Source organism: Sphingobium sp. ZW T5_29 (genome assembly GCF_044987515.1).
In the GTDB taxonomy this organism is placed as follows: Bacteria; Pseudomonadota; Alphaproteobacteria; order Sphingomonadales; family Sphingomonadaceae; genus Sphingobium.
Genome location: NZ_JBJDRM010000011.1, coordinates 70,942 through 94,270 on the forward strand (window position 1 = coordinate 70,942; position 23,329 = coordinate 94,270).

The 23,329-nt window shown below is 63.1% G+C and carries 21 protein-coding genes and 3 riboswitches; of the genes, 9 read left to right on the forward strand and 12 right to left on the reverse strand.

Annotation, left to right across the window (positions count from 1 at the left end; genetic code table 11):
* Positions 1 to 4 precede the first annotated feature (4 nt).
* On the reverse strand, positions 5 to 1,444 hold the full coding sequence (locus tag ACI3KQ_RS11035) for a 3-oxoacyl-[acyl-carrier-protein] synthase III C-terminal domain-containing protein (protein ID WP_404957536.1): 1,440 nt from the start codon (positions 1,442 to 1,444) through the stop codon (positions 5 to 7).
* 193 nt (positions 1,445 to 1,637) lie between these two features.
* Between ACI3KQ_RS11035 and ACI3KQ_RS11040 the strand changes: the two genes are divergently transcribed.
* The 4 genes from ACI3KQ_RS11040 (at position 1,638) to ACI3KQ_RS11055 (ending at position 5,270) form a co-directional block, all read left to right on the forward strand.
* Complete coding sequence (locus tag ACI3KQ_RS11040) at positions 1,638 to 2,387, forward strand: electron transfer flavoprotein subunit beta/FixA family protein (protein WP_404957537.1); 750 nt, start codon at positions 1,638 to 1,640, stop codon at positions 2,385 to 2,387.
* Positions 2,384 to 3,313, forward strand: coding sequence for an electron transfer flavoprotein subunit alpha/FixB family protein (locus ACI3KQ_RS11045; protein ID WP_404957539.1), 930 nt, complete (start codon positions 2,384 to 2,386; stop codon positions 3,311 to 3,313). The genes ACI3KQ_RS11040 and ACI3KQ_RS11045 overlap by 4 nt, the downstream gene beginning before the upstream one ends.
* Positions 3,314 to 3,371: 58 nt before the next feature.
* Complete coding sequence (locus ACI3KQ_RS11050; protein ID WP_404957541.1) at positions 3,372 to 4,139, forward strand: enoyl-CoA hydratase-related protein; 768 nt, start codon at positions 3,372 to 3,374, stop codon at positions 4,137 to 4,139.
* Between the two features lie 87 nt (positions 4,140 to 4,226).
* On the forward strand, positions 4,227 to 5,270 hold the full coding sequence (locus ACI3KQ_RS11055; RefSeq protein ID WP_404957543.1) for an NAD(P)-dependent alcohol dehydrogenase: 1,044 nt from the start codon (positions 4,227 to 4,229) through the stop codon (positions 5,268 to 5,270).
* 132 nt (positions 5,271 to 5,402) lie between these two features.
* Here ACI3KQ_RS11055 and ACI3KQ_RS11060 read toward each other — a convergent pair whose 3' ends face one another.
* The 10 genes from ACI3KQ_RS11060 to ACI3KQ_RS11105 form a co-directional block, all read right to left on the reverse strand.
* Positions 5,403 to 6,797 (reverse strand): NAD(P)(+) transhydrogenase (Re/Si-specific) subunit beta, encoded by a 1,395-nt coding sequence (locus ACI3KQ_RS11060; protein WP_404957545.1) that lies wholly within the window; start codon positions 6,795 to 6,797, stop codon positions 5,403 to 5,405.
* Positions 6,798 to 6,800: 3 nt separating this feature from the next.
* Positions 6,801 to 7,091, reverse strand: coding sequence for an NAD(P) transhydrogenase subunit alpha (locus tag ACI3KQ_RS11065; protein WP_404957547.1), 291 nt, complete (start codon positions 7,089 to 7,091; stop codon positions 6,801 to 6,803).
* Between the two features lie 264 nt (positions 7,092 to 7,355).
* Positions 7,356 to 7,874: a bifunctional adenosylcobinamide kinase/adenosylcobinamide-phosphate guanylyltransferase gene (gene cobU, locus ACI3KQ_RS11070; RefSeq protein ID WP_404957686.1), complete on the reverse strand. Its 519-nt coding sequence runs from the start codon at positions 7,872 to 7,874 to the stop codon at positions 7,356 to 7,358.
* A gap of 2 nt (positions 7,875 to 7,876) precedes the next feature.
* Positions 7,877 to 8,815: an adenosylcobinamide-phosphate synthase CbiB gene (gene cbiB / locus ACI3KQ_RS11075; protein ID WP_404957549.1), complete on the reverse strand. Its 939-nt coding sequence runs from the start codon at positions 8,813 to 8,815 to the stop codon at positions 7,877 to 7,879.
* Positions 8,808 to 9,776, reverse strand: a complete 969-nt coding sequence (locus ACI3KQ_RS11080; RefSeq protein ID WP_404957551.1) for a threonine-phosphate decarboxylase — start codon at positions 9,774 to 9,776, stop codon at positions 8,808 to 8,810. The genes cbiB and ACI3KQ_RS11080 overlap by 8 nt, the downstream gene beginning before the upstream one ends.
* Positions 9,773 to 10,483: an adenosylcobinamide-GDP ribazoletransferase gene (locus ACI3KQ_RS11085; protein ID WP_404957553.1), complete on the reverse strand. Its 711-nt coding sequence runs from the start codon at positions 10,481 to 10,483 to the stop codon at positions 9,773 to 9,775. Before ACI3KQ_RS11085 ends, ACI3KQ_RS11080 begins: the two co-directional genes overlap by 4 nt.
* Positions 10,480 to 11,040: a histidine phosphatase family protein gene (locus tag ACI3KQ_RS11090; RefSeq protein ID WP_404957555.1), complete on the reverse strand. Its 561-nt coding sequence runs from the start codon at positions 11,038 to 11,040 to the stop codon at positions 10,480 to 10,482. Before ACI3KQ_RS11090 ends, ACI3KQ_RS11085 begins: the two co-directional genes overlap by 4 nt.
* Entirely contained in the window at positions 11,037 to 12,053 is a 1,017-nt protein-coding gene (cobT, locus tag ACI3KQ_RS11095; protein WP_404957557.1) for a nicotinate-nucleotide--dimethylbenzimidazole phosphoribosyltransferase, read from the reverse strand. Before cobT ends, ACI3KQ_RS11090 begins: the two co-directional genes overlap by 4 nt.
* A complete protein-coding gene (locus ACI3KQ_RS11100) occupies positions 12,050 to 12,457 on the reverse strand; it encodes a DUF1636 domain-containing protein (RefSeq protein WP_404957688.1) in 408 nt (135 codons plus the stop codon). Before ACI3KQ_RS11100 ends, cobT begins: the two co-directional genes overlap by 4 nt.
* 185 nt (positions 12,458 to 12,642) lie before the next feature.
* Positions 12,643 to 12,836, reverse strand: a riboswitch (cobalamin riboswitch).
* Positions 12,837 to 12,905: 69 nt separating this feature from the next.
* The gene (locus tag ACI3KQ_RS11105) at positions 12,906 to 14,297 is read right to left on the reverse strand and encodes an OprO/OprP family phosphate-selective porin (RefSeq protein ID WP_404957559.1); all 1,392 of its coding nucleotides are present in this window, start codon (positions 14,295 to 14,297) and stop codon (positions 12,906 to 12,908) included.
* Positions 14,298 to 14,456: 159 nt separating this feature from the next.
* A riboswitch (cobalamin riboswitch) is annotated at positions 14,457 to 14,701 on the forward strand.
* 169 nt (positions 14,702 to 14,870) lie between these two features.
* Between ACI3KQ_RS11105 and ACI3KQ_RS11110 the strand changes: the two genes are divergently transcribed.
* The 5 genes from ACI3KQ_RS11110 to bluB are packed head-to-tail and all read left to right on the forward strand — an operon-like array spanning position 14,871 to position 21,922.
* Entirely contained in the window at positions 14,871 to 15,947 is a 1,077-nt protein-coding gene (locus ACI3KQ_RS11110) for a HoxN/HupN/NixA family nickel/cobalt transporter (protein ID WP_404957561.1), read from the forward strand.
* Positions 15,944 to 16,984 (forward strand): cobalamin biosynthesis protein CobW, encoded by a 1,041-nt coding sequence (gene cobW, locus ACI3KQ_RS11115; RefSeq protein ID WP_404957562.1) that lies wholly within the window; start codon positions 15,944 to 15,946, stop codon positions 16,982 to 16,984. The genes ACI3KQ_RS11110 and cobW overlap by 4 nt, the downstream gene beginning before the upstream one ends.
* Entirely contained in the window at positions 16,984 to 20,679 is a 3,696-nt protein-coding gene (cobN, locus tag ACI3KQ_RS11120; protein ID WP_404957564.1) for a cobaltochelatase subunit CobN, read from the forward strand. The genes cobW and cobN overlap by 1 nt, the downstream gene beginning before the upstream one ends.
* Positions 20,676 to 21,281, forward strand: a complete 606-nt coding sequence (gene cobO / locus ACI3KQ_RS11125) for a cob(I)yrinic acid a,c-diamide adenosyltransferase (protein ID WP_404957566.1) — start codon at positions 20,676 to 20,678, stop codon at positions 21,279 to 21,281. The genes cobN and cobO overlap by 4 nt, the downstream gene beginning before the upstream one ends.
* Before the next feature lie 2 nt (positions 21,282 to 21,283).
* Positions 21,284 to 21,922 (forward strand): 5,6-dimethylbenzimidazole synthase, encoded by a 639-nt coding sequence (gene bluB / locus ACI3KQ_RS11130; protein ID WP_404957567.1) that lies wholly within the window; start codon positions 21,284 to 21,286, stop codon positions 21,920 to 21,922.
* 165 nt (positions 21,923 to 22,087) lie between these two features.
* Here bluB and ACI3KQ_RS11135 read toward each other — a convergent pair whose 3' ends face one another.
* Positions 22,088 to 22,951 (reverse strand): alpha/beta fold hydrolase, encoded by an 864-nt coding sequence (locus ACI3KQ_RS11135; RefSeq protein WP_404957569.1) that lies wholly within the window; start codon positions 22,949 to 22,951, stop codon positions 22,088 to 22,090.
* A gap of 126 nt (positions 22,952 to 23,077) precedes the next feature.
* A riboswitch (cobalamin riboswitch) is annotated at positions 23,078 to 23,294 on the forward strand.
* The last annotated feature ends 35 nt before the right edge of the window (positions 23,295 to 23,329 follow it).

Below are 23,329 nucleotides of genomic sequence, written 5' to 3' on the forward strand. Positions count from 1 at the left end.
CTCCTCAGGCTGCGCTCAGCGGCGTCGATTTCCAGAAGTAGCGGTTATATCCCCGCTGGCGGTCTTTCTCCTTGATGCGGAAGACCATGCGGACCTTGTCCCCCGTGTCGATCCCATCCTTGCCGATATCGACCATCTCCATCAGCACGCGTGCGCCATTGTCGAACTTCACAAAGCCGACCCAGAGCGGCGGGGATGGATGATAGGACAGCCAGTCGGCGGTGGACGTCAGGACTTCCGCGACCTGGTCCTTCAGCGATATGTTGGTGAACTGTTCACTGGGCGCATGGCACTGGACGCAATATTGCAGCTGTGGGAACTGAACCGCGCCGCAACTGCCGCACTGTCCGGCATTGAAGCCTTCCATTTGATCGGCCGATCGATATTGCTCGGTCAGCGCCGTCTTCGCGTTTTTTTCGGAACGCATGCCCCATTCGGCGTCCAGCCCCCCATGGAAGGACAGCATGCGCAGATAGCTGTCGGTGGGCAGCGCGTCGGCGACGCAGCCCGCGACGCCCCGCGCTGGCCGGATTGCCACGATCGTATCGGTCGCCTGAAAGATCAGCACGTCCGCGCCCTGACCAAAGCCGATCAGCATGATGCGTTCGCCCGGCTGTGCCCTTTCCAGCGTCGCCGCCAGCATCAGCAGCGCGTGGGCGGCCCCAGCATAACCGACCCCATCCTCCAGCGCGCCCGCGACCGTGCCGCCGAACTTCAGCGCCTTCGCCACCATGTCGGCCGCGCCCTTGATATAGGACGGCATCACGAAATGCTGGATGTCGGCGATGGACAGCTGCGCCTGAGTCAAGGCCGCCGCCACTGCGCGCGGTACTATCTTCGCATAGCCTTCGTCGCGGACCCAGCGTTCTTCCCAGCCATAGTCGCTCTGGGCGTCAGCGGCCCGGAAGTGATCGACGAACACATCCGCCAATGAAGCCGACCCGATCAGCCGCGCTATCACATCGCTTTCAGAAAGCAGGAAAGCTGCCGCCCCCGCACCAAAGGTCATCTCCTGCCCGCTCGCTGGCTTGGCGAACGGATTATCGGACGCGATGACCAGCGCGGACTCGGTTCCTTTGAGCGCTTGCAGAAGGGCGGACGTCCCCGCCCGTTGCGATCCCGCCGCGTCCGATGTGGCGACCCCAGCCGGCACGCCGACCGCGCGGGCCACGATCGCGGCATTCTGCAGGTCCGCATAGGGCAGACTGGTCGATGCCAGCCGCACGGCCTTTACGCCATCCAGGCTAATGTCGGCCAGCGCATCGCGCGCGGCCTCGACGCCCATGGTGATCGCGTCTTCGTCCCAGCTGGTGAAGGCCCTGCTGCCCTTTGCCTGCCCGCGCAAGCCCGGCGCCATCCAGCCATGCGCCGCCGCTATCGCGGAACGCTCCAGCCTTAGACGGGGAACATAGGCGCCATAGCGCGAAATGCCGAATTGAGTCATCCACCTCACCTATTCAAGGACGCGGCCCTTACGCCGCCCAGACGCCCGCCATGACGACGACCGTATAAGTCGATGAATCGATTTAGTTCGCTCGCGTATTTTACGCAAGGGTCTTATTGACTCGTTTCCGCTTTACGAGCGATATATCATTTGTTCGAATATGATATACGTGCAAACCTCTGGAGGGGATTTCATGAAGATCCTTGTGCCCGTTAAGCGGGTCATTGACTATAATGTGAAGCCGCGGGTGAAGGCGGATGGGACGGGCGTCGATTTGGCGAACGTCAAGATGAGCATGAACCCATTTGACGAGATCGCGGTCGAGGAAGCCATCCGCCTCAAGGAAAAGGGCGTGGCGACCGAGGTGGTGGCGGTGTCGATTGGCGTTGCGAAGGCGCAGGAAACGCTACGCACGGCGCTGGCCATGGGCGCGGATCGCGCGATCCTGATCCAGACCGATGACGAAGTCGAACCGCTGGGCGTGGCCAAGCTGCTCGCCAAGGTGCAGGAAGAGGAAGGCGCTGGCCTGATCATCCTGGGCAAGCAGGCGATCGACGACGACAGCAACCAGACCGGCCAGATGCTGGCGGCGCTGCTGAACCTGCCGCAGGGCACCTTTGCCTCGAAGGTCGAGGTTGAGGGCGACAAGGTCAGCGTGACCCGCGAAGTCGATGGCGGCCTGGAGACGGTGAAGCTGAACACGCCTGCCATTATCACCACCGACCTGCGCCTCAATGAGCCGCGCTATGCCTCTCTGCCCAACATCATGAAGGCGAAGAGCAAGCCGCTTAGCACCAAGACGCCCGCCGATTATGGCGTGGACATTTCGCCGCGCCTCGAAACGCTCAAGGTGAGCGAACCCGCCAAGCGTTCGGCCGGCGTCAAGGTTGCCGATGTCGATGAACTGGTCGCGAAGCTCAAGGCTCTAGGAGTTGCCGCATGAAGACGCTTGTCTGGGTTGAACATGAGGGCGGCGCCGTCAAGGACGCGACCCTTTCCGCGGTCACCGCTGCTGCAAAGCTGGGTGAAGTGCATCTGCTGGTCGCTGGCGCAGGCGTTGGCGGCGTGGGGGAAGCCGCTGCGAAGATCGCTGGCGTGGGCAAGGTCCATGTCGCCGATGACGCGGCATTCGGCCATGCTTTGCCTGAGAATGTCGCGCCGCTGATCGTCGAGTTGATGGGCAGCCATGACGCGTTCGTCGCGCCCGCCACCAGCAACGGCAAGAATATCGCGCCGCGCGTCGCGGCTCTGCTGGACGTGATGCAGATCAGCGACATCCTGTCGGTCGAGAGCGAAGACACGTTCACGCGTCCGATCTATGCGGGCAACGCGATCGCGACCGTGAAGTCGAAGGATGCCAAGAAGGTGATCACCGTGCGCGGCACCGCTTTTGAGAAGGCGGCGGGCGAGGGTGGTTCGGGCGCGGTGGAAGCCGTGTCTTCGACTGGCGACAAGGGGCTCAGCAGCTTCGTCGGCGCCGAGATCGCCAAGCAGGAGCGACCGGAACTGACGTCTGCCAAGATCATCGTGTCGGGTGGCCGCGCGCTGAAGGATGGGCCGACCTTTGAAGAGGTCATCTATCCGCTGGCGGACAAGCTGGGCGCGGCGGTCGGCGCTTCGCGTGCGGCTGTGGACGCGGGGTATGTGCCCAACGACTATCAGGTCGGCCAGACAGGCAAGATCGTCGCTCCCGAAGTCTATATCGCCGTGGGTATTTCCGGCGCGATCCAGCATCTGGCGGGGATGAAGGACAGCAAGACCATCATCGCCATCAACAAGGACGAGGATGCGCCGATCTTCCAGGTCGCGGACATCGGCCTTGTCGGCGATCTGTTCAAGATCGTGCCGGAGTTGACGGGCAGAGTGTGACGCGTCGTGGCGGAATTGCGTACTCACCTGGAACCTCGGCAAAAAGGGATCGTGACCCATGTCATATATAGAGGTCAGCAGTGACGGCCCGGTAACGCATATCCGGCTGAACCGTCCGGCGTCACACAATGCCCTGACGCCCGACATGCATCACGATCTGGAAGCAGCCTTCAACGAATTCGCGCAGGATTCGGATGCGATGATTGCCGTGGTATCCGGCGCTGGCGACCATGCGTTCTGCGCAGGCAGCGATCTCAACTTTGATGTCCTGGACATGTGCTATCCCGACCATGGCTATGCCGGGCTGGCCCAGCGGTTTGATCTGGCCAAACCGGTCATAGCCGCCGTGAATGGCTATGCCCTTGGCGGCGGTTTCGAATTGGCCCTCGCCTGCGACATCATTATCGCGACGGACAGCGCCAGCTTTGGACTTCCTGAACCACTGGCGGGAATGGTCGCGCTGGGTGGCGGCCTGCATCGACTGGCGCGGCAGATTGGCCTGAAGCAGGCAACTGGGCTGATATTGACGTCCCGCACAATCAGCGCGGACGAAGGATATCGACTGGGTTTCGTCAATGAGGTCGTTCGGCCTGAATATCTGCAGTCGGTGGTGGACCGCTATTGCGCCGACATTCTGCGCGCTTCCCCCGCCGCAATTCGTGCGTCGAAACAGGCGATGATGTACGGCCTTGACGAACCTTCTGTCGCCAAAGCCCTGGCCCAACAAGCCAATATTCCTGAATTCGTGCGATGGCGGATCAGTGAGGATGCGAGGGAAGGCCCCCTGGCCTTCACACAGAAGCGCCCTCCTCGCTGGACATCCTGATCCGTTCACGACGCAGCGCCCACCAACGACCGTGGATCAGATACGCCGGACACACCGTGAACGGCACCCGGAAGAAAGGAATGCGAGTTGGTCCAGTCCAGAGGATATGCCGCGTCGCAATCGGGCGCGCCGCTAACGGCGATGACGTTTGACCGACGAGAGCCGGGACCGCGCGACATTGTCATGACCATCACCCATTGCGGCATCTGCCATTCCGACTTGCACGCGATCGATGATGATCTGGGCAATACCGGATTTCCAGTGGTTCCCGGCCATGAAATTGTGGGCGTCATAACCGCCATCGGCGATGAAGTGACCCGCTTCCAGGTCGGCGATAAAGCTGCGGTCGGCTGCTACGTCGACAGCTGCCGATCATGCGATCCCTGCCTGTCGGACAGGCAACAAATGTGCGCTACAATGATCCCGTCGTTCAATGGGCTTGAAAAGGACGGGAATCATCGCACCATGGGCGGATTTTCGACCAACTATGTCGCCGACCAGGACTATGTTTTCAAAATCCCCCAGGCCATGGACAGCGCTCGGGCCGCGCCGATCCTGTGCGCTGGCATCACCGTCTGGTCGCCGTTGCAGAAATGGCGAGTGGGGCCGGGCAGCAAGGTCGGGGTCGTAGGCCTGGGCGGCCTTGGCCACATGGCGGTCAAGTTGGCGGCCGCACTGGGCGCGGACGTCACCATCTTCACAACCTCTGATGCGAAGGGCGCCGACGCGATCCGACTTGGCGCGCGCAACGCTATCCTGTCGAATGACGATGCGGCGATGGCAACCATTGCGAGTGCGATGGATTTCATCCTCGACACTGTGTCGGCACAGCACGACATCAACGGCTACATCGCGGCACTGAAGCCCGAAGGGACGCTGTGCCTTTTGGGCATTGGTCCGGGCGGCCTGCAGATCGCCAATCTTTCAGTCGTGTTCGGACAGAAATGCATCGCCGGATCGCTGATCGGCGGCCTTCATCAGACGCAGGCGGTCATCGACTTTTGCGCTGCTCACGACGTCATGCCTGAAATCGAGTTGGTGCCCCATGCCCAGATCAACCAGGCGCTGGACAGGCTCCGGCGCAACGATGTCAAATATCGTTTCGTGGTGGAGATGACACCCGAAAATTAGCGAATGAGAAGGCAGGTGCCAGTCCAGCGATTTACCGGCCAGACCACCTGCCCCCTTTTCAGATGCGATACTACAGGAGGGGGGTTATCCTTGGTGAAAAAACTCCCCTGCTCATCGATATCGGTGCTACGTTCAGTGCAGGCCCGACCCGCCGCCGCTCAGTTCCTTGGCGATGGATCCGACCATGTCCTTGGCGTCGCCGAACAGCATCTGGGTGTTGGCGTTATAATAGATCGGATTGTCGATCCCGGCAAAGCCTGCGTTCATCGACCGCTTGATCACGAACACCGACTTGGCGCGATCCGCCTCGATGATCGGCATGCCCGCGATCGCGCTTTGCGGATCGTCGCGCGCCGACGGGTTGACCGTGTCGTTCGCACCGATGATCACCGCCACGTCCGCCTGCGGCAGTTCCGGGTTGATGTCGTCCAGGTCGACCAGCTGCTCATAGGGCACATTGGCCTCGGCCAGCAGCACGTTCATATGGCCCGGCATGCGCCCCGCCACCGGATGGATCGCGAACTTCACGTCCACGCCCTTCTTGGTGAGCGCCTGATAGAGTTCGCTGACCTTGTGCTGCGCCTGCGCCACCGCCATGCCATAGCCCGGGATGATCACAACGCTGCTGGCATTTTCCAGCTGCATCGCCGCTTCCTCGGCCGAAGCCGAACGCACCACCCGGTCATCCTTGCCGCCAGCAACGCCCGCGACCACCTTGCCAAAGCCGCCGAACATCACATTGGCAAAGCTGCGGTTCATCGCCTTGCACATCACCAGCGCCAGGATGAAGCCCGATGCGCCATCGAGCGCGCCCGCCACGATCAGCAGCTTGTTGCCCAGCGCAAAGCCCATGGCGCTCGCCGCCAGGCCCGCATAGCTGTTGAGCAGCGCAATGACGGTCGGCATGTCCGCCCCGCCGATCGGGATCACCAGCAATATGCCGAACAGCAGCGCCAGCGCGACAAAGGCGGGGAACAGCCAGGTCTGCGTCGGGTCAAGCGCCAGCATCGCGCCGATCACCACCGTCGCCAGCGCCACCGCGCCATTGAAGATGCGCTGCCCCGGGAAAGCCACCGGACGGCTGCCCATCAGTTCCTGCAGCTTGGCAAAGGCGACGACCGATGCTGTGCAGGTCAGGAAACCCAGCAGCATTTCGAACATCAGCACCCACATGATGAAGCCGCCGGCATATTGCGCATGGGCATGCTTGTAATATTCCGCCGCGCCGATCAGGCCGACCGCCAGCGCGCCAAAGGCGTGGGAAATGGCGGTACGCTGCGGGATCGCCGTCATCGGCATCAGCAGCGCCATCGGAATACCCGCCGCCGCACCCGCGATCATCGCGATGATGATCAGGTCATAGCTGACCACCTCATGCTGGACCAGCGCGCCGATGATGGCGATGACCATGCCGATCTCACCCGCGCGCACACCGCGCCGGGCGGTCGAAGGATGGCTCATCCACATCAGCGACAGGATGAACAAAGCCGATGCGGCAATCGCCGCAAAAGGAACAAAGGCGTCCATCTCTTACTTCCCCCGCGGCTTGAACATCTTGAGCATGCGATCGGTGATCATGAACCCGCTGACCAGGTTCACCGTCGCGCAGAACACCGCGATAAAGCCAAGCGTCCGGGCAAGCGGCGTCGCCCCTTCCTCACCCGTGATCGTGATCGCCCCCACAATCACCACCGCCGCAATCGCATTGGTCAGCGACATCAACGGCGAATGAAGCAGCGGCGATACCTTCTTGATCAACTGAAACCCCAAAAAGGCCGCCAGTATGAAAACAAACAGATAGTCTGCGTTAAATGCGTTCACTGTCTCATCCCCTGCTTCAGGACCCAGCGGTTCGGGCCTTCCAGTCCCGCCCTTTTTCAAATTCATGCATGCGGCGAAATGCGCGCTCGCATCAATCAGAATCGCTGTTTCCCCTCAATCCCCTCCAGAATTGATGGTCGCCCCATATTGATAGCAGCCGCCCCAGGCAAGGCGAACAAGCGGGAAATAAACCCGGCATCGCGCATGACACGGATTTTATGCCGGTGATGGCCCGAACAATCATCATCCCGGCTGCCAGCCTGTTCACGCCGCGGGCGACGCTGCTTCCTTCAGGGTCAACGGCAACCCCGCCGCCACGAATATAACCTCATCACACCGGGCGGCCATTTGCTGGTTCAGCCATCCCGCTTCGTCGCGAAAACGCCGAGCCAGGGCATTTTCGGGCACGATCGACAGGCCGACTTCGTTGCTGACCAGCATGACCGGCACCGCGCAGGATCGCATGGCATCGGCCAGCGTGGCGCGCCACACGGCAATGTCCTTGTCGGCCAGCATCAGGTTCGACAGCCAAAGCGTGAGGCAATCGACCAATATCGCGCCAGCCCATTCTGACGATGATCGGATCGCGCCCGGCAGGTCGATCGGCGCATCGACCGTTCGCCATCTCTGACCGCGATCGGCCCGATGGCGCGCGATGCGGTCAGCCATTTCTCCATCATGCGCCTCAGCCGTGGCGATATAGGCCAACCCGCCCGACAGGGCCTCGCATCGCGCCTGCGCATAGCGGCTCTTGCCGGATCGAGCACCGCCCAGGACCAATATGTTCACAGCGCGATCTCCACCCATGCGCCTAATCCCCAAAGCAAGGCGCAGGCGCGCAGGAAAATCCCCATCGCCCGGCGCAGATCGCCCGGCGCGACGTCTCCAAGGCTGCCGCCGATCCACGGCTTGTCATGCAGCACCCCGTCATAGCGGATCGGCCCGCCCAGCCGGACCCCTAGCGCTCCCGCCATCGCCGCCTCTGGCCAGCCCGCATTGGGGGACGCGTGCCGCCGATGGTCACGCCACAAGACCCGCCATCCGCGCCCGCCCGCAATGCAGACCAGCAGCCCGGACAGCCGGGCAGGCGCCAGATTGAGTGCGTCGTCAAATCGGGCGGCGGCCCATCCGAACGGCCCATATGGTTCTTCCCGATGGCCGATCAGGCTGTCGGCGGTATTGACCGCCTTATAGGCCCATATTCCCGGCAAGCCCGCCAGCAGCAGCCAGAAAAGGGGCGCGACCACACCGTCGCAAAAGCTTTCCGCCAGGCTTTCCACCGCCGCGCGCGACACGCCGCTTTCATCCAGGCTGGCCGTGTCCCTGCCAACGATGCATGCAACGGCACGCCGCGCATCGTTCAGTTTGCCCGATTCCAATGCCCGCGCCACCCGCGCGACATGGTCATACAGGCTGCGCTGCGCCAAAGCAGGCCAGGCGACCAGCGCCACGCCGACCCAGCCCCAGCTTCCCATGCTCTGCCGGATCAGCCCTTCGGCGGCCCATCCACATCCGATCGCCACCGTCAGCAGGACCAGCAAAGTGGCAACCCCGCCGATCCGCCGCGCTCCATCGCTCGATCCGGGACGGTTCCAACGGCGCTCGCACATCGCGATGATCCGGGCGAATCCGCCAACCGGATGGCCGATCCGCGCGTGCAGACGACCGGGCCACCCCAGCGCCGCATCCAGCATCAAAGCGCCAATGGCCACCGGATCAGCCATCCGCCAGCGCCTTGTCCAACCGCTCCATCGCCGCGGCATCCGCGGGCAGGCCGAAACGCAGCCACCTCGGCTGCGCGTGGAAGGGCCGGGTCAGGATAGCGCGCCGCGCCAGATGTTCGAACAACTGCGCCGCATCGTCCCGCTCCACCAGCCTGAACAGCGGACAGTCGCCCCGCGCCACCAGACCATGCCGGGCGAGCAGCGCGTCCAAACCTGCTGCCTGTTCGCGAAGCGACTCTATGGTAGCGTTGATCCACCCCCTGTCACGATAGGCCGCCGTGCCAAATGCGATGGCCGCAGCCGAAACCGGCCAGTCACCCAACATGCGCCGACAGGCCGCGACGATAGGCGTCGGGCCAAGAACAAAGCCCAGCCTTGCACCTGCCAGCCCGAAAAACTTGCCGAAGGATCGCAGGACGACCAGTTGCCGCCCCTCCCCTATGTCGGGCGCGATGCTCCCGCCCGGCATGCAATCGGCAAAGGCTTCGTCGATGACCAGCCATTGCATGCGCTCCGCCAGTGCCAACAACTGCTCCCGCGCAAAGACGCGGCCATCGGGATTGTTCGGGCTGGCCATCATCAGAACAGAGCCGGATGGAGCCTCTGCGGGATCGCCGACCGGCCTTGCCTTGGCGAAAGCCTCGCCATGCGTGCGATAACCCGGAGTCAGATAGCAGGCGGGGCGGTCGATCAGCTGTCCGACCATGCGCAAGCCGATCTCGCTTCCCGGCACGGCGCAGACATGGGCCGGGGGCAGGCCGAAATGCGCAGCCGCCACTGCTTCAAGCTCCGCCAGCGCGGATGGATCGGGCAAGGACGCCCAATCGACCGCAATCCGTGAACTGCCGGGCCACGGCACAGGGTTGATCCCCGTGGACAGGTCGATCCACGGTTCGACCGAACCATAGCGCTCCTGCGCAACGGCCAGACGGCCACCATGCCAGCGAAACGCGTCGCTCATCGCGCCAGCACCAGCGCCGCCAGCAGCGCGCTTTCCACTATCTCGATCCCCGCTCCATGCCCGTCGCCGGAAATGCCGCCGATGCGCATGCGCAGCCATATCGCCCATGACGGGATCAGCGCGGCAACGATCAACAGGCCCGGCATCCACCAGGCAAACAGGATCGCAACCACGCTCCAGCCCAGCAGGTGCACTGGCCTGACCCCGTGGCGAAATCGGCTCGCAAGTCCTTCATGCAGCGGCGGGAGCCAGCGCGCCCAGAATAGCGGCCCCATCCGCGCCACCATAGCCACGCCGATCAGCCCCCAAGCCGGTACAAACTCCGCGCATAAGCGCAACAGCACCAGCTTCGTTATCAATTGCAGCGCCACCGCCGTGACGCCAAAGCTGCCGACATGCGGGTCTGCAAGCACGAGGGAGAGCCTGCTTCGGTCACCATGAGCCGCCCCAACCGCATCGGCGATGTCGGCCAGCCCATCAAGATGCAGCGCACCGGTCATAGCCACCCAGACCAGCAGAGCCAGCAACGCACCCGACCACGGATCGACCTTGCTACCCAGCAACAGCCCGCCCGCAGCACAGGCGCCGACAATGATACCCGTCATCGGGAACCAGCGGATCGCAGCAGCGAAATCTTCTTCATCCGCCTTCACCGACGGCAGCGGCAGGCAGGTCATGAGCTGCATCGCCAGCACCAGCCGCCTCATATTTGCAGGCCCGTGATCTGCGCGGTGCCGTCCGGCCAAAGCCGCAGGCTCAGCAGCGCGCCATAAGGAAGGTCGAAAGTCCAGCATTGCCGGTGATCCAACCCGCATAGCACCGACAGGGCGGCGCGCATGGCGCCTGCGTGGCTGATGACCAGCGTCGGCCTGATTATATCGCTCAGAGCCGCGCCGACCCGCTCGCAAAGTGCGGACCAGCGTTCCCCGCCCGGCGGTGGGCTGGCGTCGGGGTCGTCCCAGAACGGCGCTAGCGCATCGGCATCCAGATCAGCAGGATCAGCGCCTTCCCACAGCCCGAAGTCCAGCTCTCGCCAGCGCGGGTCGATATGCAGGGTCGCGTTCCGCTCCGTTGCGATGATTTCGCCGGGAATATGCGCCCGCGACAGATCGGATGTTATGACATGCTCAAACATCACGGCGCGCGCCCGATCGACGCACAGCGCCATGCCGTCGGGATCAGGCGGCGAGTTACAATGGCCTAGCAGCCTGCCCGCCATTTCCGGGACGCCATGGCGCATCAGATGAATGGAGATTCCCGTCATTGTCCGCTGGCGACCGCAGCTTGCGCAAAGGTGGCCATGTTGCCATGCGCCGCGAGGGCCGATCGCACGACCTGCGCCGCCACCGCTGCGCCGCTCCCTTCGCCCAGCCGCATGTCCAGCCGCAGCAATGGGTCAAGACCAAGCACGTCGAGCACCCGCCCATGCCCCGCCTCCGCGGAACAATGGGCGGCCAGGCAATGGTCGGTAATTTGCGGATTGTCGCGTGCCAGCGGAGCGACCGCCGCCGCGCAGATGAATCCATCCAGCATCACCGGCAGGCGGGCAAGGCGCGCCGCCAGCACCGCGCCAGCGATTGCGGCAATCTCCCGCCCGCCAAGGCATCGCAACGTTTCGAACGCGTCCCCGCAATCCCCGCCATGCCGGGCAAGCGCCAGCCTGACAGCCTCGACCTTCCGACCGACGCCCGCTGCGTCGACGCCGGTGCCCCGGCCAACCCACTGTTCGGCGTCCCCGCCCAGCACATGCGCACAAATGGCGGCGGCGACAGTCGTGTTGGCGATGCCCATCTCTCCCAGCAACAACAGGTCGATACCGGCTTGGATGACCGCTGCCCCGGCATTGATCGCCGCCAGGCACTCGGCTTCGGTCATTGCCGGGCAATGGGTAATATCGCCAGTGGGACGATCCAGATCGATTGGCACAATGACCAGTTCCGCCCCGCAGGCGGCGGCGAGCGCGTTGATGGCCGCGCCCCCCTTTCGGAAATTCGCGACCATCTGGGCCGTCACTTCGGGTGGAAAGGCGCTGACCCCGCGCGCAGCCACACCGTGATTGCCAGCGAACAGCGCGACGCGGATCCTGTCTGCGCCGGGCCGCTCCCGCCCCTGCCATCCCGCCATGAACAGCGCGATATCCTCCAGCCGCCCCAGCGAACCGGCGGGCTTGGTCAAAGATGCCTGCCGCCTGGCCGCCGCTTCGATTGCGCCTTGGTCGGGGACGGGCAATGTCGCCAGCGCCTGATCGAATGCGGCCCGGTCGCGAAAGAACGTCATGTGCAGACAAAGCCGTCGGGCGGCGTGCGGACGATGAAATGACCCTTCACCCCCTGCGGCCAGTCGGCATAGCGCACGACGCCCTCCGCGCTTGCCGCGTGGCGGACTGCATAATCGAGGATCGCGCGCGCCGCCGTTTCATCGGGGGTGAAATCGCCCAGCACATAACCGACCTTGCCGGGCGCGCGCAGATGGACGGTGCAATGTCGCTGACACGCGAAAAGGCATGGCATTTCCTGCACTTCCACGTCCGCATAGGCGCTGTCGCCTGCCTGCACCGCCCGCAACGCCTGCGCCAGCAGGGCGCCGCCGCGCCTTCCTTCGCCATCTTCCCGTTGTTCGGGGGACAGGCGGCAGGTCGAACAGACCACCACCGCCGCCCCGGCTTCGACCGCGCGCAGCATCAGCCGCGCCCCGGCATCAAATAATGGATCATCATCCTTGGCTCCGCCTTCCGACCGCAAACAGCCTTGTGGCGGGGACGAAGCGGGAAGCGCACAACGAAATGCGTCCCGCACGACCTAGCCGGCAAGGCAATGGCTGTCGCTCGGCGAGGATACCCCCGTTCGTCCGGCACACCCTGTCCGGTCGAAGAACGACTGCGGCAGGCAGGTCTCCTGGCTCACGGGTCAATGCGTCCGGCCGCCTTCTCGGGAACGCCCCAAGGGGTCCCAATGGCGTGAATGGCCGTTCGCTCACCGCTTACAGTTGCAGGGGCAGCGCGGGCTTTACCCGACTTCCCTTTTCATCCCCTTGCGAGGAACCTGTCGCGTCGCCGCTGATAATGCGGGCGGGCGGTGGTCGCAAGGGATAGATGGGGCATGGGCCTTTCGCTGCCCATGCCCCGCCGGATCAGAAGTCCAGTTCCGCCCGCCATCCCACGACATTGACGCCATAGTCCCGGTCGGTTCCGGCGGGGATCGCCGCGTCGGTATAGCGCAGGTGCGCGTAGTTGAGGTTGAAGCGCAGATATTCGATCGGGGTCCATACCAGCCCCAATATCCAGGCATTCTGCGTGCCGCCGACGATGTCCTTGTCGTTAAGGTCCAGATAATCGTAGCGCGCCGTCACCTGAAGCGACCCCATGCCCCCGTCGCCAAATTCCTGCTTGGGCTTGGTGCTGCCGAAAATGCCATTCTTGTACGACCGGGTTTCGCCCGTCAGGAAATAGCCGACCTCTGCATAGCCGCCAAAGAAGGTCGGGTCCGAAAGGCCGGGCCGTTTCGTGCGCAACCAATGCGTTTCACCGGCCCAGTGAAGCGGCCCGCGGGTGCCCGCAAATTCCAGCCCATAATGGGATTCGCCCGTCGCATCGATCGACGGCGTGGCGAGAAAGCGCGTGTTGATGCTGTGCAGATAGGGCCGCTGGCGATAACGCTGCGGCTCGTCGGCCAGTCGGTTGAAGTCGCGCCAATGCCCCGATGCGCCGAAATGCAGCTGCGTCTTGCCGATGCGCGGCGCCAGCACGACGCGACCGTCCACGCTATAGCTGTTATTTTCGTCCCCATCCTCGTCATTGGTCAGCGAATCGGCGCTGTCGGAAAACAGGCCAAGCTGGGCGAGCAGGATGCCGGAGCGATATTGGGCCGACAGGCCGAGGCGACGCTCGAAATTGAAGGCGTCGGTAAAGGCGGCGCGCTCCATCACCGAACCGGTCGTATCGCCAATCAGTTCGTCCAGCGACTGGAACTGGTTATGATTGCCCAGCGTCACCAGCCACTTGCCATTTTCATAGGTGATGAAGGTGTCGACCAGATCGATGCTGTTGTCCGACAATTCGGTTTCCAGCTTATAGCCGAACCCGGCCCCCAGCTGACCTTCCGCGCCTAATCGCAAGCGGCGAAGCTCATTCGAATAGCCCTGCGCCCGATCGGATATGTTGCCCGGCGCCATCAGCAGGGCGGCGTCATATTGAATGCGGCCCTTGACCTTGAACTTTGCGTCGTCACTGGAAAATTGCGGGCTGCCCTTCCAGCTGATCTTGGTTGCAGGCTCAGCCGCAGCCGCCGGTTTGGACGCGCTGGCAAGCGCCGGTGGAACAGCCGAACCCCCCGAACCCGCCGCAGCCGAAACAGGCGCCGCCACATCCAGGCGCGTTTCCAACATCTGCACCTGCGCCTTGAGCGCGGCGATCTGCGCGCGCAACTGCTCGGCTTCGCCCTGGCTGATCGACTGTGCGCTCGCCCATGAGGGCGCTGCTATCTGGAGCATCGCGATGGCGATCGCCCAACGGCTGGCTTTCATTGCTTGGTCCCTTCTCATGGGCCGGGCAGATATGTCAGCTATGTGACTATAGGATGACTGCCATGTTACGATTATATTTCAATCGATCCTTCTGCCCCATCGCTTCCCTTTCCTGACGATGCGTTCTATGCACGGCATCGTGAAGGTCCGCCACGGCGGCTTTCACCTGATCGCGCCGGTGCCCCGAAGGGGCTTGAATGGGAATGCGGTGCGGATGCCTTTCCGGCGTCCAAATCCGCGGCTGTCCCTGCAACTGTAAGCGGTGAGCGAGATGCATATCGACCTTCCATGACATGGGAAGGTCAGCCACTGGGCCGGACGCTAAATCTTGCGAGGCCTGGGAAGGCCATGTGTCGAGCGATGACCCGCAAGCCAGGATACCTGCCGGCGTTTGGTCGCTCTTGCTTTGGTCCAGGGGATGGCCGGGGCACGGTGTTCCGTCTGAGCGACGCCTAGTGCGGCGGGAGCCGCAACGGCATGCGTGCCGGGCGCACAGGCGTCCGTCCGGCAATCGCTGTCGGCCGCGTTGCGGAGGCTCCCGTCCCGGTTCGCCGACGCCGACGGGACTGCCTTATGAACGATCATTCCCCTGCCCTTCACCCGCCACCCGACCGGGGTGGGCTTCGTCGGCGCGCCACCTGGATGTTTGCTGGCCTGATCGCCGCCAATCTTGGCCTCTGGCTATGGGCCGGGGCCTTGTTCGCGGACGACATGGCGATGCTGGGCATGGCCCTGCTGGCCTGGAGCCTGGGCCTGCGTCATGCCGTGGACGCGGACCATATCGCCGCGATAGACAATGTGACGCGAAAACTGATGCAGAGCGGCCAACGCCCGCTGACCGTCGGTTTCTGGTTCGCGATTGGCCATAGCGCCATCGTGCTGATCGGTGCGGTCCTGATCGCCACCGCCGCCAGCGCGCTTAGCCGGGTGGAGGCTGCGGGCGAAATCGGCGGCGTCGTCGCGACCATCATTTCAGCGACATTCCTCTTCGCCATTGCAGCGGTGAACCTGATCATCCTGAAATCGGTCTGGGCAACCTTTAACCATGTTCGCAGGGGTGGCGCGTACATCGCTGAAGACATGGATATATTGCTCGGCAATCGTGGCCTGCTCGCCCGCCTGTTCAAACCGCTCTTCCGTCTGGTGACGCGCAGCTGGCACATGGCCCCGCTGGGTTTCCTGTTCGGCCTTGGCTTCGATACGGCGACAGAGGTGGCCATATTGGGCCTGTCCGCCGGGCAGGCGGCCAGTGGACTGGCGCTGTCCACCGTCCTCATCTTTCCCCTTCTCTTCGCGGCGGGAATGGCGCTGGTCGACACGGCTGACGGCGCGTTGATGATGGGCGCCTATCGATGGGCCTTCGTAAAGCCCATTCGCAAACTCTATTACAACATCACCATCACGCTGGTTTCGGCGATTGTCGCAATCGTGATCGGCGGCATCGAAACCGCGGCGCTGCTGGGCGACAAGCTCGGCCTCAACGGCGGCATCTGGTCGCTCGCCGCCAGTCTGGGCGAACAATTCAACAGCCTGGGTTTCTTCATCATCGGCCTGTTCGCTGCCTGCTGGCTGATCAGCTGGGCAATCTATCGCTGGAAACGCTTCGACGAGATCGAAGTCCCCCTCGCCATCCAAGGAAACACCCCATGAACAAGGTTCCTGCTACCGTCATCACCGGCTTTCTGGGGGCGGGCAAAACCACCCTCATCCGCCACATCATCGAAAATGCGGGGGGCCGCCGGATCGCCCTTATCATCAATGAATTTGGCGATGTCGGCGTGGACGGCGCCCTCGTTCAGGGCTGCGGCGACGAAGCCTGCCCTGACGATGACATCATCGAACTGGCCAATGGCTGCATCTGCTGCACCGTGGCGGACGATTTCCTGCCGACCATGCAGCGGTTGCTCGACCGGCCGACCCCGCCCGACCACATCATCATCGAAACGTCCGGGCTCGCCCTGCCCAAGCCGCTGGTCAAGGCATTCCAGTGGCCCGACATCCGCACGCGCGCCACGGTGGATAGCGTGATCGCGCTGGTGGACGCGGACGCGCTTGCCGCCGGACGTTTCGCCCATGACGAAGCCGCGCTGGCCGCCGCCCGCGCCGCCGATCCAACGCTCGATCATGACAGCCCGATTGAGGAACTGTTCGAAGACCAGCTCGCCTGCGCCGACCTGGTCCTTCTCAACAAGACTGACCTTGTGGATGCTGACCAGCTGAAAGAACTGGAAGCCAGGCTAAGGCAGGACGTCCGCCCCGGCGTCAGCTTCATCCGCACCGCGATGGGCCGTATCGACCCCGCCGCGCTGCTCGGCATCGACGCAGCCGTGGAGGATCAGGTCGACGCCCGCCCGTCCCACCATGACGGGGATGACGATCATGATCATGACGACTTCGACAGCTTCGTGCTCGACCTGGGCGAACTGGACAGCCCCGAACCCTTGCTCGCCGCGCTGGACAAGGCCATTGCCGGGCATGACCTGCTGCGGGTGAAGGGCTTTCTGGCGATCCGGGGACGCCCGGCTCGTCTGGTCCTCCAGTCGGTCGGCCCCCGCCTCCAACATCATTATGACCGCGCGTGGCGACCGGACGAACCGCGCGCGTCACGTTTGGTCATCATCGGCCATCATGGGCTTGATCGCGACGCCATCGCCAGCGCGCTCGACACCCGGACGGTGCCTGCCTGATGCATTTGCTGACCGCCACGCCCGGCGCCGTATCGAACGGCGACGAAGCGATCGACCTTGGCCAGACGCCGGGGGACATCGTGGTGCTGACCGTGGCGGACAGCGAACTGGCCTGTCTCGCCAGCGCGGCGGCGACGCTGGGGGATGCCGCCCCCACCATCCGCCTCGCCAATCTGCTCCAACTGCGCCACCCCTATTCCGTCGATCTCTATGTCGAACAGGTGATCGACAGCGCAAAATTCGTCTGCGTCATCCTGCTGGGCGGTAAAAGCTATTGGCCCTATGGCATTGATGAAATTGCAAAGATTTCCAGACAAAAGGGCATCGCCTTCGCCGCGATCGCCGATGGGCGGGAACAGGACCCGGACCTTGTCCAGGCATCCACCGTCGCTCCCGATATCTGCGACCGCCTGCGCGACTATCTTCGCCAGGGCGGCGTCGCCAATGCCGCCGCCTTCCTGAAAACTGCCGCTCGGCTTGGCGGACGTGATGCAGGCGATCCCGATGATCCGGTCCCCGTGGCCGATGCCGGGCTATATTGGCCCGGCACTGACCGTGTGACCATCAATCAGGTAAGGGGCCAGTGGCGCGAAGGGCAGCCGACCGTCCTTTTTCTCTTTTACCGCGCGCTGTTGATCGCCGGAACGCTTGACGCGGTCGATGCCATGATCGCGGAACTTCAATCCCATGATCTCAATGTGTTGCCGGTATATGTTCGCGCGCTTCGTGAACCATTTGCACGCGACTTTCTGCGTGCGTCGATGTTGGAAACGCCACCGGACGTCATCCTGAACGCGACCGCTTTTGCCGCCTCCGCTCCGGGCGAACCACGAACCCCATCCGTCCTTGAACAAGCGGACTGTCCGATCCTCCAGGCCGTCTTTGCCAGTGCCGAGGAACAGGCGTGGCAAGCGAGCGCGCGCGGGCTTGGTCCACGCGATCTTGCCATGCACATCGCCCTTCCCGAAGTGGACGGGCGGCTGATCACACGCGCTGTCGCCTTCAAGGCCGCAGCCAGATTTGACCAACGCACCGAATGCAGCATCATCGTCCCGCAAATTCTCCCGGATCGTGCTAAATTCACTGCTCAACTGGCTGCAAATTGGGGATATTTGCGGCAGGCGAAACCGGCTGATCGCCGGATCGCGCTCGTCCTCGCCAACTATCCCAGCTGCGCAGGCCGCGTCGGCAACGGCGTCGGCCTGGACACGCCCGCCAGCGTCGCCGCTATCCTCCAGGCAATGGCGGACGGCGGCTATGATGTAGCCGGTGCGCCGATGGACGGCGCATGCCTGATGGACCTGCTGACCCATGATGTCGCGCCCGCCAGCTTGCCGCTGACCGACTATCGCGCGGCGTTCGACGCCCTCCCCGCATCTGCGCGAGAGGCGGTGACCGCACGCTGGGGACCGCCCGAATCCGACCCGTCCCTGCGCGACGCCGCCTTCCCGCTCTCCATCCACCGCTTCGGCAATGTCGCTGTCGCGGTCCAGCCATCGCGGGGTTATGATGTCGACCCCAAATCCAGCTATCACGATGCCGCGCTCCCCCCGCCGCACGCCTATCTCGCCTTTCATTTCTGGCTGGCGCGGGATTTTCACGCGCAGGCCGTCGTCCATGTCGGCAAGCACGGCAATCTTGAATGGCTCCCCGGCAAGGCGATTGCTCTGTCGGAAAGCTGCTTTCCCGAAATCTGCGCTGGGCCGGTGCCGCAAATCTATCCCTTCATCGTCAACGATCCGGGCGAAGGGACCCAGGCAAAGCGCCGCATCGGGGCCTGCATCATCGATCATCTGACCCCGCCCCTCACCCGCGCGGAAAGCTATGGCCCGCTCAAGGAATTGGAGGCGCTGGTCGATGAATATTATCTCGCCGCGGGCATGGATCCGCGTCGGCTGGCAACGTTGCGCAAGGACATATTGGCCCTCGCCGCGTCACAGGGGCTGGACCAGGACGCCGGGGCCCAAGGAACCGGAGACGATGCTTTAGCTGCGATCGATAACTATCTGTGCGACTTGAAGGAAATGCAGATCCGCGACGGGCTGCACATCTTCACCCAATCGCCTGAAGGACCGCAGCGCCGCGACCTGATAATCGCCCTCGCCCGCTGCCCCAGGGGGCTGGACGATGGGCAAGGCTCCCTGCTTCGGGCGCTGGCGGACGATTTTTCCCTTGGTTTCAACCCTTTGGATTGCGTCATGGGGACAGCATGGAATGGCCCCCGCCCTCCCGAACTCCAGCGCCTCACCCCTGACGCATGGCGGACCACCGGCGACACGGTGGAACGGCTGGAGCTTTTCGCGATCCACCTGCTCGACAGCGGCGCTGCTGCTCCCGGCTCCCATAGTGCCGCTGTGCTTGACGCCCTGCATCACGACCTCGCCCCCCGCGTGGATGCCAGCGGCCCAGCCGAAAAATCCGCCCTCCTCGCCGCCCTCGACGGGCGCTTCGTCCTCCCCGGCCCGTCCGGCGCACCAACACGCGGACGCCCCGACGTCCTGCCCACCGGCCGCAACTTCTATTCAGTAGACACCCGCGCCGTCCCCACCGTCGCCGCCTGGAATTTAGGCCAACAATCCGCTGCCTCACTCATTCAAAACTATTTCCAACGCCAGGGAGAATATCCCCGCGCCATGGCAATTTCAGCCTGGGGAACAGCAAATATGCGCACAGGCGGCGACGACATCGCCCAAGCGCTTGCGCTGATGGGCGTGCGACCGCGATGGGAATGGGCATCCGGTCGGGTGATCGGCTTTGAAGTGATGAAGGTCGCAGAACTGAACCGCCCCAGGGTGGATGTCACCTTGCGCATATCCGGCTTCTTCCGCGACGCCTTCCCCGATCAAGTCGACCTGGTCGACAGCGCCGCCCGCGCGGTGATGGCGCTCGACGAACCGGAAGAGGAAAATCCCGCCGCCGCCCGCCACCGCGCCGAAACCGCCGCACTAATAGCAGATGGAGAATCCGAAAAAACAGCGTCCCGCCGCGCAGGCGCTCGGGTCTTTGGGTCGGCGCCCGGTACTTATGGAGCGGGCCTGCAAGCGATGATCGACGAACGCATCTGGCATGATCGTTCCGATCTGGCGAACGTCTATCTCGACTGGGGCAGCCACGCATATGGCGGCGGAGTGGATGGCGATGCCGAACGCACACTGTTCGTGCAGCGGCTTGCTCAGGCCGATGCTTTGATTCAGAATCAGGACAATCGCGAACATGACCTGCTGGACAGCAACGATTATTATCAGTTCGAAGGGGGCATCTCCGCCGCAGTCGAACATCTGTCAGGCCGCAAGCCGCTCAGTTACCATAATGACCATAGCCGCCCCGAACGACCGATCATCCGCACGTTAGAAGATGAGATTGGCCGGGTCGTCCGCGCCCGCGTCACCAATCCCAAATGGATCGCAGGCATGATGCGCCACGGATACAAGGGCGCGTTCGAGATGGCCGCTTCCGTTGATTATCTGTTTGCCTTCGCCGCCACGACCCATGGCGTGAAGGACCATCATTTCGACGCCGTCCACGCCGCCTTTATCGAAGATGACGATGTCCGCACCTTCATGGCGCAAGCCAATTCCGCCGCCCTTCGCGAAACAGCCTCTCGCTTGCACGAAGCGCTAGACCGGGGGCTGTGGCGGCCCCGGTCCAACAGCGCCGCCATGCTTTTGTCCCAACTCAAGGAAGCCCAACCATGATCGAACGCACCCCCGAACAACATGCCGAAAAGATGAAAAAAAAGCAGGCCGCTCATGGCAAGATCATGGCGACCAAAACACAGGAAAAGGGACTGCTGATCGTCCATACTGGCAAAGGCAAGGGCAAGACGACGGCTGCGCTGGGCATGGTCGTCCGCGCGATCGGCCATGGCAGGAGGGTCGGTGTCGTCCAATTTGTGAAGGGCGCAATGACGACCGGGGAGAAGGCGGTGTTCGATGCTTTCCCCGAACAGGTGGACTTTAAGCCGATGGGCGAAGGTTTTACCTGGAACACGCAGGATCGTGAGCGTGACATAGCGCTGACCCGAACTGCGTGGAATGAGGTGAAGAGGATGATCGCCGACCCGTCCTATGATATGGTGCTGGCAGATGAGCTCAATATTGCCCTGCGCTACGACTATTTGCCTTTGGAAGAGGTTTTGGAAGCCGTGAGGGCGCGTGATGAAATGAAGCATGTCATCATCACCGGTCGCAATGCGCCCGAAACCCTGATTGAAGCAGCGGATTTAGTCACGGAAATGACGTTGGTGAAACACCCCTTCCGGTCGGGTGTGAAGGCGCAGGCGGGGATTGAATATTAACCATGAGCGGCCCCGCCATCACCCCCATCGACAGCGCGCGGTTCGAGGCGTTGGTGCGGGCGCGGCGGGATGTTCGCCATTTCCTGACCGACCCCATCAATGAAGCCGATGTCGAATGGCTGATCAGCATGGCGCATCGCGCGCCGTCGGTCGGCCTGTCCCAGCCGTGGCGTTTCGTGCGGATCGACATGCCTGCTCTGCGCGAGCGGCTGGCCGCCCATGTCGACGCTCAGGTCGGTGAAGCCGGCAAGGAATATCAGGGCGAGCAGGACCGGCTGTATCGCAGCTTGAAACTGCACGGCCTTCGCGAAGCGCCGATACTGTTCGCGGTCTATTGCGACGAGGGCACCGAGACCGGCCATCATCTGGGCGCGGTCACGATGCCCGAAGCGCGCCGTTACAGCTGCGTCATGGCGGTCCACACATTATGGCTGGCGGCGCGCACGCGCGGCATCGGCATGGGTTGGGTGTCGATCCTGGAGTCCGACCGCGTGGACGCGATGCTTGATATTCCCAAGGGCTGGGAATGCCTGGGCCTGCTGTGCCTGGGCAAGGCGATGAGCGAGGAAGATGTGCCGGAACTGGAGCGGCGCGGCTGGGAACAGCGCACCGACTGGCATTCGGTAGTCGTGAGGCGTTAGACGAAAGCATCGCGCACAACGACGGAAGGTGGACCCATCATAAAAATGCTGTAATAACAAATAGATATCATAAATCGCGGCCTTGTTGTTGCGCTGCCCGGGCTATATCTTTGTTGTCGCATCGCTTTTCGCGGAACACCGGTTCCCACTTTTCCGCCCGATGCCCTAATCCCCGCCACCGAGCAGGAAGCCCAGCGCCAGCGTTTCGAACCGTTCCTTGCATTCGATCATCGCCCAATGGCCGCATCGGGGGAAGACGTGCAATTCCGCGTTCGGGATCACGCGCATGGGCAATAAAGCGCCGTCCAGAGGGCTGACCTTGTCATCGCGGCCCCAGGTGATCAGCGTCGGCGCCTGTATCCGGCCCAGATAGTCAATCCGCTGCGAAACCGCGGGGCCGGTCATCGACTGGGCGATGAAATCAAGGGCTGAGCGCGTGTACATTTTGCGGCTGCTGGCCATCGTCACCGGTTCCAGCGCCGCCTTGTACCGCATGTCGATCAATTCATCAGTGATGATCGATTTGTCGAAGACCATGGATTCCAGCCAAGCGACGATATTGTCACGGGTGGGATTTTCGATGAAATCGACCAGCCGCGTCAGCCCTTCATTGGGGAAGGTCGATGTGATGTTGAACCCGATGCCGCCAATGGTAATATAGCGCAGTACGCGATCCGGGTGTGCCGCGGCCAGGTGACCGCCCACAATTCCGCCATAGCTGTTGCCGATGACGTGGGCGCGATCAATGCGCAGGCCGTCCATAAGCGCCAAGACCGCATCGCGCGCCACGGTAACGGGATCGCCATCGACTGGATCGCTTTTCCCATAGCCGGGCGCGTCGAGGATGATGGTGCGGAAATGACGCGCAAAGAGAGGCAGATTGCCTGCGAAATTGGCCCAGCCGGTTACGCCGGGACCGGATCCGTGGAGCAGCAAGAGAGCCGGACCCGACCCTGCTTCATGATAATGTAGCCGACCATTTGCGGTTTCCAGAAACCGGCTCGTCGTGTCGAAGCTGAGTTCTGTCATCTCTCTCTCCCTTATCCTTATCTGGCAAGGGACTAGTGGGGCGGCAGGACGGACGCAAGACAGCGCGGCCCATCCCCCTTTCCTTTGCCCGACGATCGCCCTATGAGGCGAAGCGGATCGGTTAGCCGGTCCATCGATCGCGTCGGTGTCCCTTCGGGGGCTTAATTGGGAACGCGGTGCGGGAGCTTGCTCCCTAATCCGTGGCTGTCCCTGCAACTGTGAGCGGTGAGCGAGATACGGACGATCGCCTGACAGGTGATCAGCCACTGGAGAAATCCGGGAAGGCCCGTGTCCCTGCATTGACCCGCAAGCCAGGAGACCTGCCGACGCAAAGGTCGCTCTTGCCATGATCCAGGGGATGGTCACGGCTCGGTTCTC

What these genes read in the sequence shown, in the direction of transcription:
- ACI3KQ_RS11080 (WP_404957551.1), bottom strand. Translation starts at nt 9,776, where the DNA reads ATGAGCGACGCGTTTCGCTGGCATGGTGGCCGTCTGGCCGTTGCGCAG.
- cobN (WP_404957564.1), top strand. Translation starts at nt 16,984, where the DNA reads ATGCATTTGCTGACCGCCACGCCCGGCGCCGTATCGAACGGCGACGAA.
- ACI3KQ_RS11090 (WP_404957555.1), bottom strand. Translation starts at nt 11,040, where the DNA reads ATGACGGGAATCTCCATTCATCTGATGCGCCATGGCGTCCCGGAAATG.
- ACI3KQ_RS11060 (WP_404957545.1), bottom strand. Translation starts at nt 6,797, where the DNA reads ATGGACGCCTTTGTTCCTTTTGCGGCGATTGCCGCATCGGCTTTGTTC.
- cobW (WP_404957562.1), top strand. Translation starts at nt 15,944, where the DNA reads ATGAACAAGGTTCCTGCTACCGTCATCACCGGCTTTCTGGGGGCGGGC.
- cobO (WP_404957566.1), top strand. Translation starts at nt 20,676, where the DNA reads ATGATCGAACGCACCCCCGAACAACATGCCGAAAAGATGAAAAAAAAG.
- ACI3KQ_RS11050 (WP_404957541.1), top strand. Translation starts at nt 3,372, where the DNA reads ATGTCATATATAGAGGTCAGCAGTGACGGCCCGGTAACGCATATCCGG.
- cobT (WP_404957557.1), bottom strand. Translation starts at nt 12,053, where the DNA reads ATGACGTTCTTTCGCGACCGGGCCGCATTCGATCAGGCGCTGGCGACA.
- ACI3KQ_RS11045 (WP_404957539.1), top strand. Translation starts at nt 2,384, where the DNA reads ATGAAGACGCTTGTCTGGGTTGAACATGAGGGCGGCGCCGTCAAGGAC.
- ACI3KQ_RS11110 (WP_404957561.1), top strand. Translation starts at nt 14,871, where the DNA reads ATGAACGATCATTCCCCTGCCCTTCACCCGCCACCCGACCGGGGTGGG.
- ACI3KQ_RS11035 (WP_404957536.1), bottom strand. Translation starts at nt 1,444, where the DNA reads ATGACTCAATTCGGCATTTCGCGCTATGGCGCCTATGTTCCCCGTCTA.
- cbiB (WP_404957549.1), bottom strand. Translation starts at nt 8,815, where the DNA reads ATGGCTGATCCGGTGGCCATTGGCGCTTTGATGCTGGATGCGGCGCTG.
- ACI3KQ_RS11085 (WP_404957553.1), bottom strand. Translation starts at nt 10,483, where the DNA reads ATGAGGCGGCTGGTGCTGGCGATGCAGCTCATGACCTGCCTGCCGCTG.
- ACI3KQ_RS11040 (WP_404957537.1), top strand. Translation starts at nt 1,638, where the DNA reads ATGAAGATCCTTGTGCCCGTTAAGCGGGTCATTGACTATAATGTGAAG.
- ACI3KQ_RS11135 (WP_404957569.1), bottom strand. Translation starts at nt 22,951, where the DNA reads ATGACAGAACTCAGCTTCGACACGACGAGCCGGTTTCTGGAAACCGCA.
- ACI3KQ_RS11105 (WP_404957559.1), bottom strand. Translation starts at nt 14,297, where the DNA reads ATGAAAGCCAGCCGTTGGGCGATCGCCATCGCGATGCTCCAGATAGCA.
- bluB (WP_404957567.1), top strand. Translation starts at nt 21,284, where the DNA reads ATGAGCGGCCCCGCCATCACCCCCATCGACAGCGCGCGGTTCGAGGCG.
- ACI3KQ_RS11100 (WP_404957688.1), bottom strand. Translation starts at nt 12,457, where the DNA reads ATGCTGCGCGCGGTCGAAGCCGGGGCGGCGGTGGTGGTCTGTTCGACC.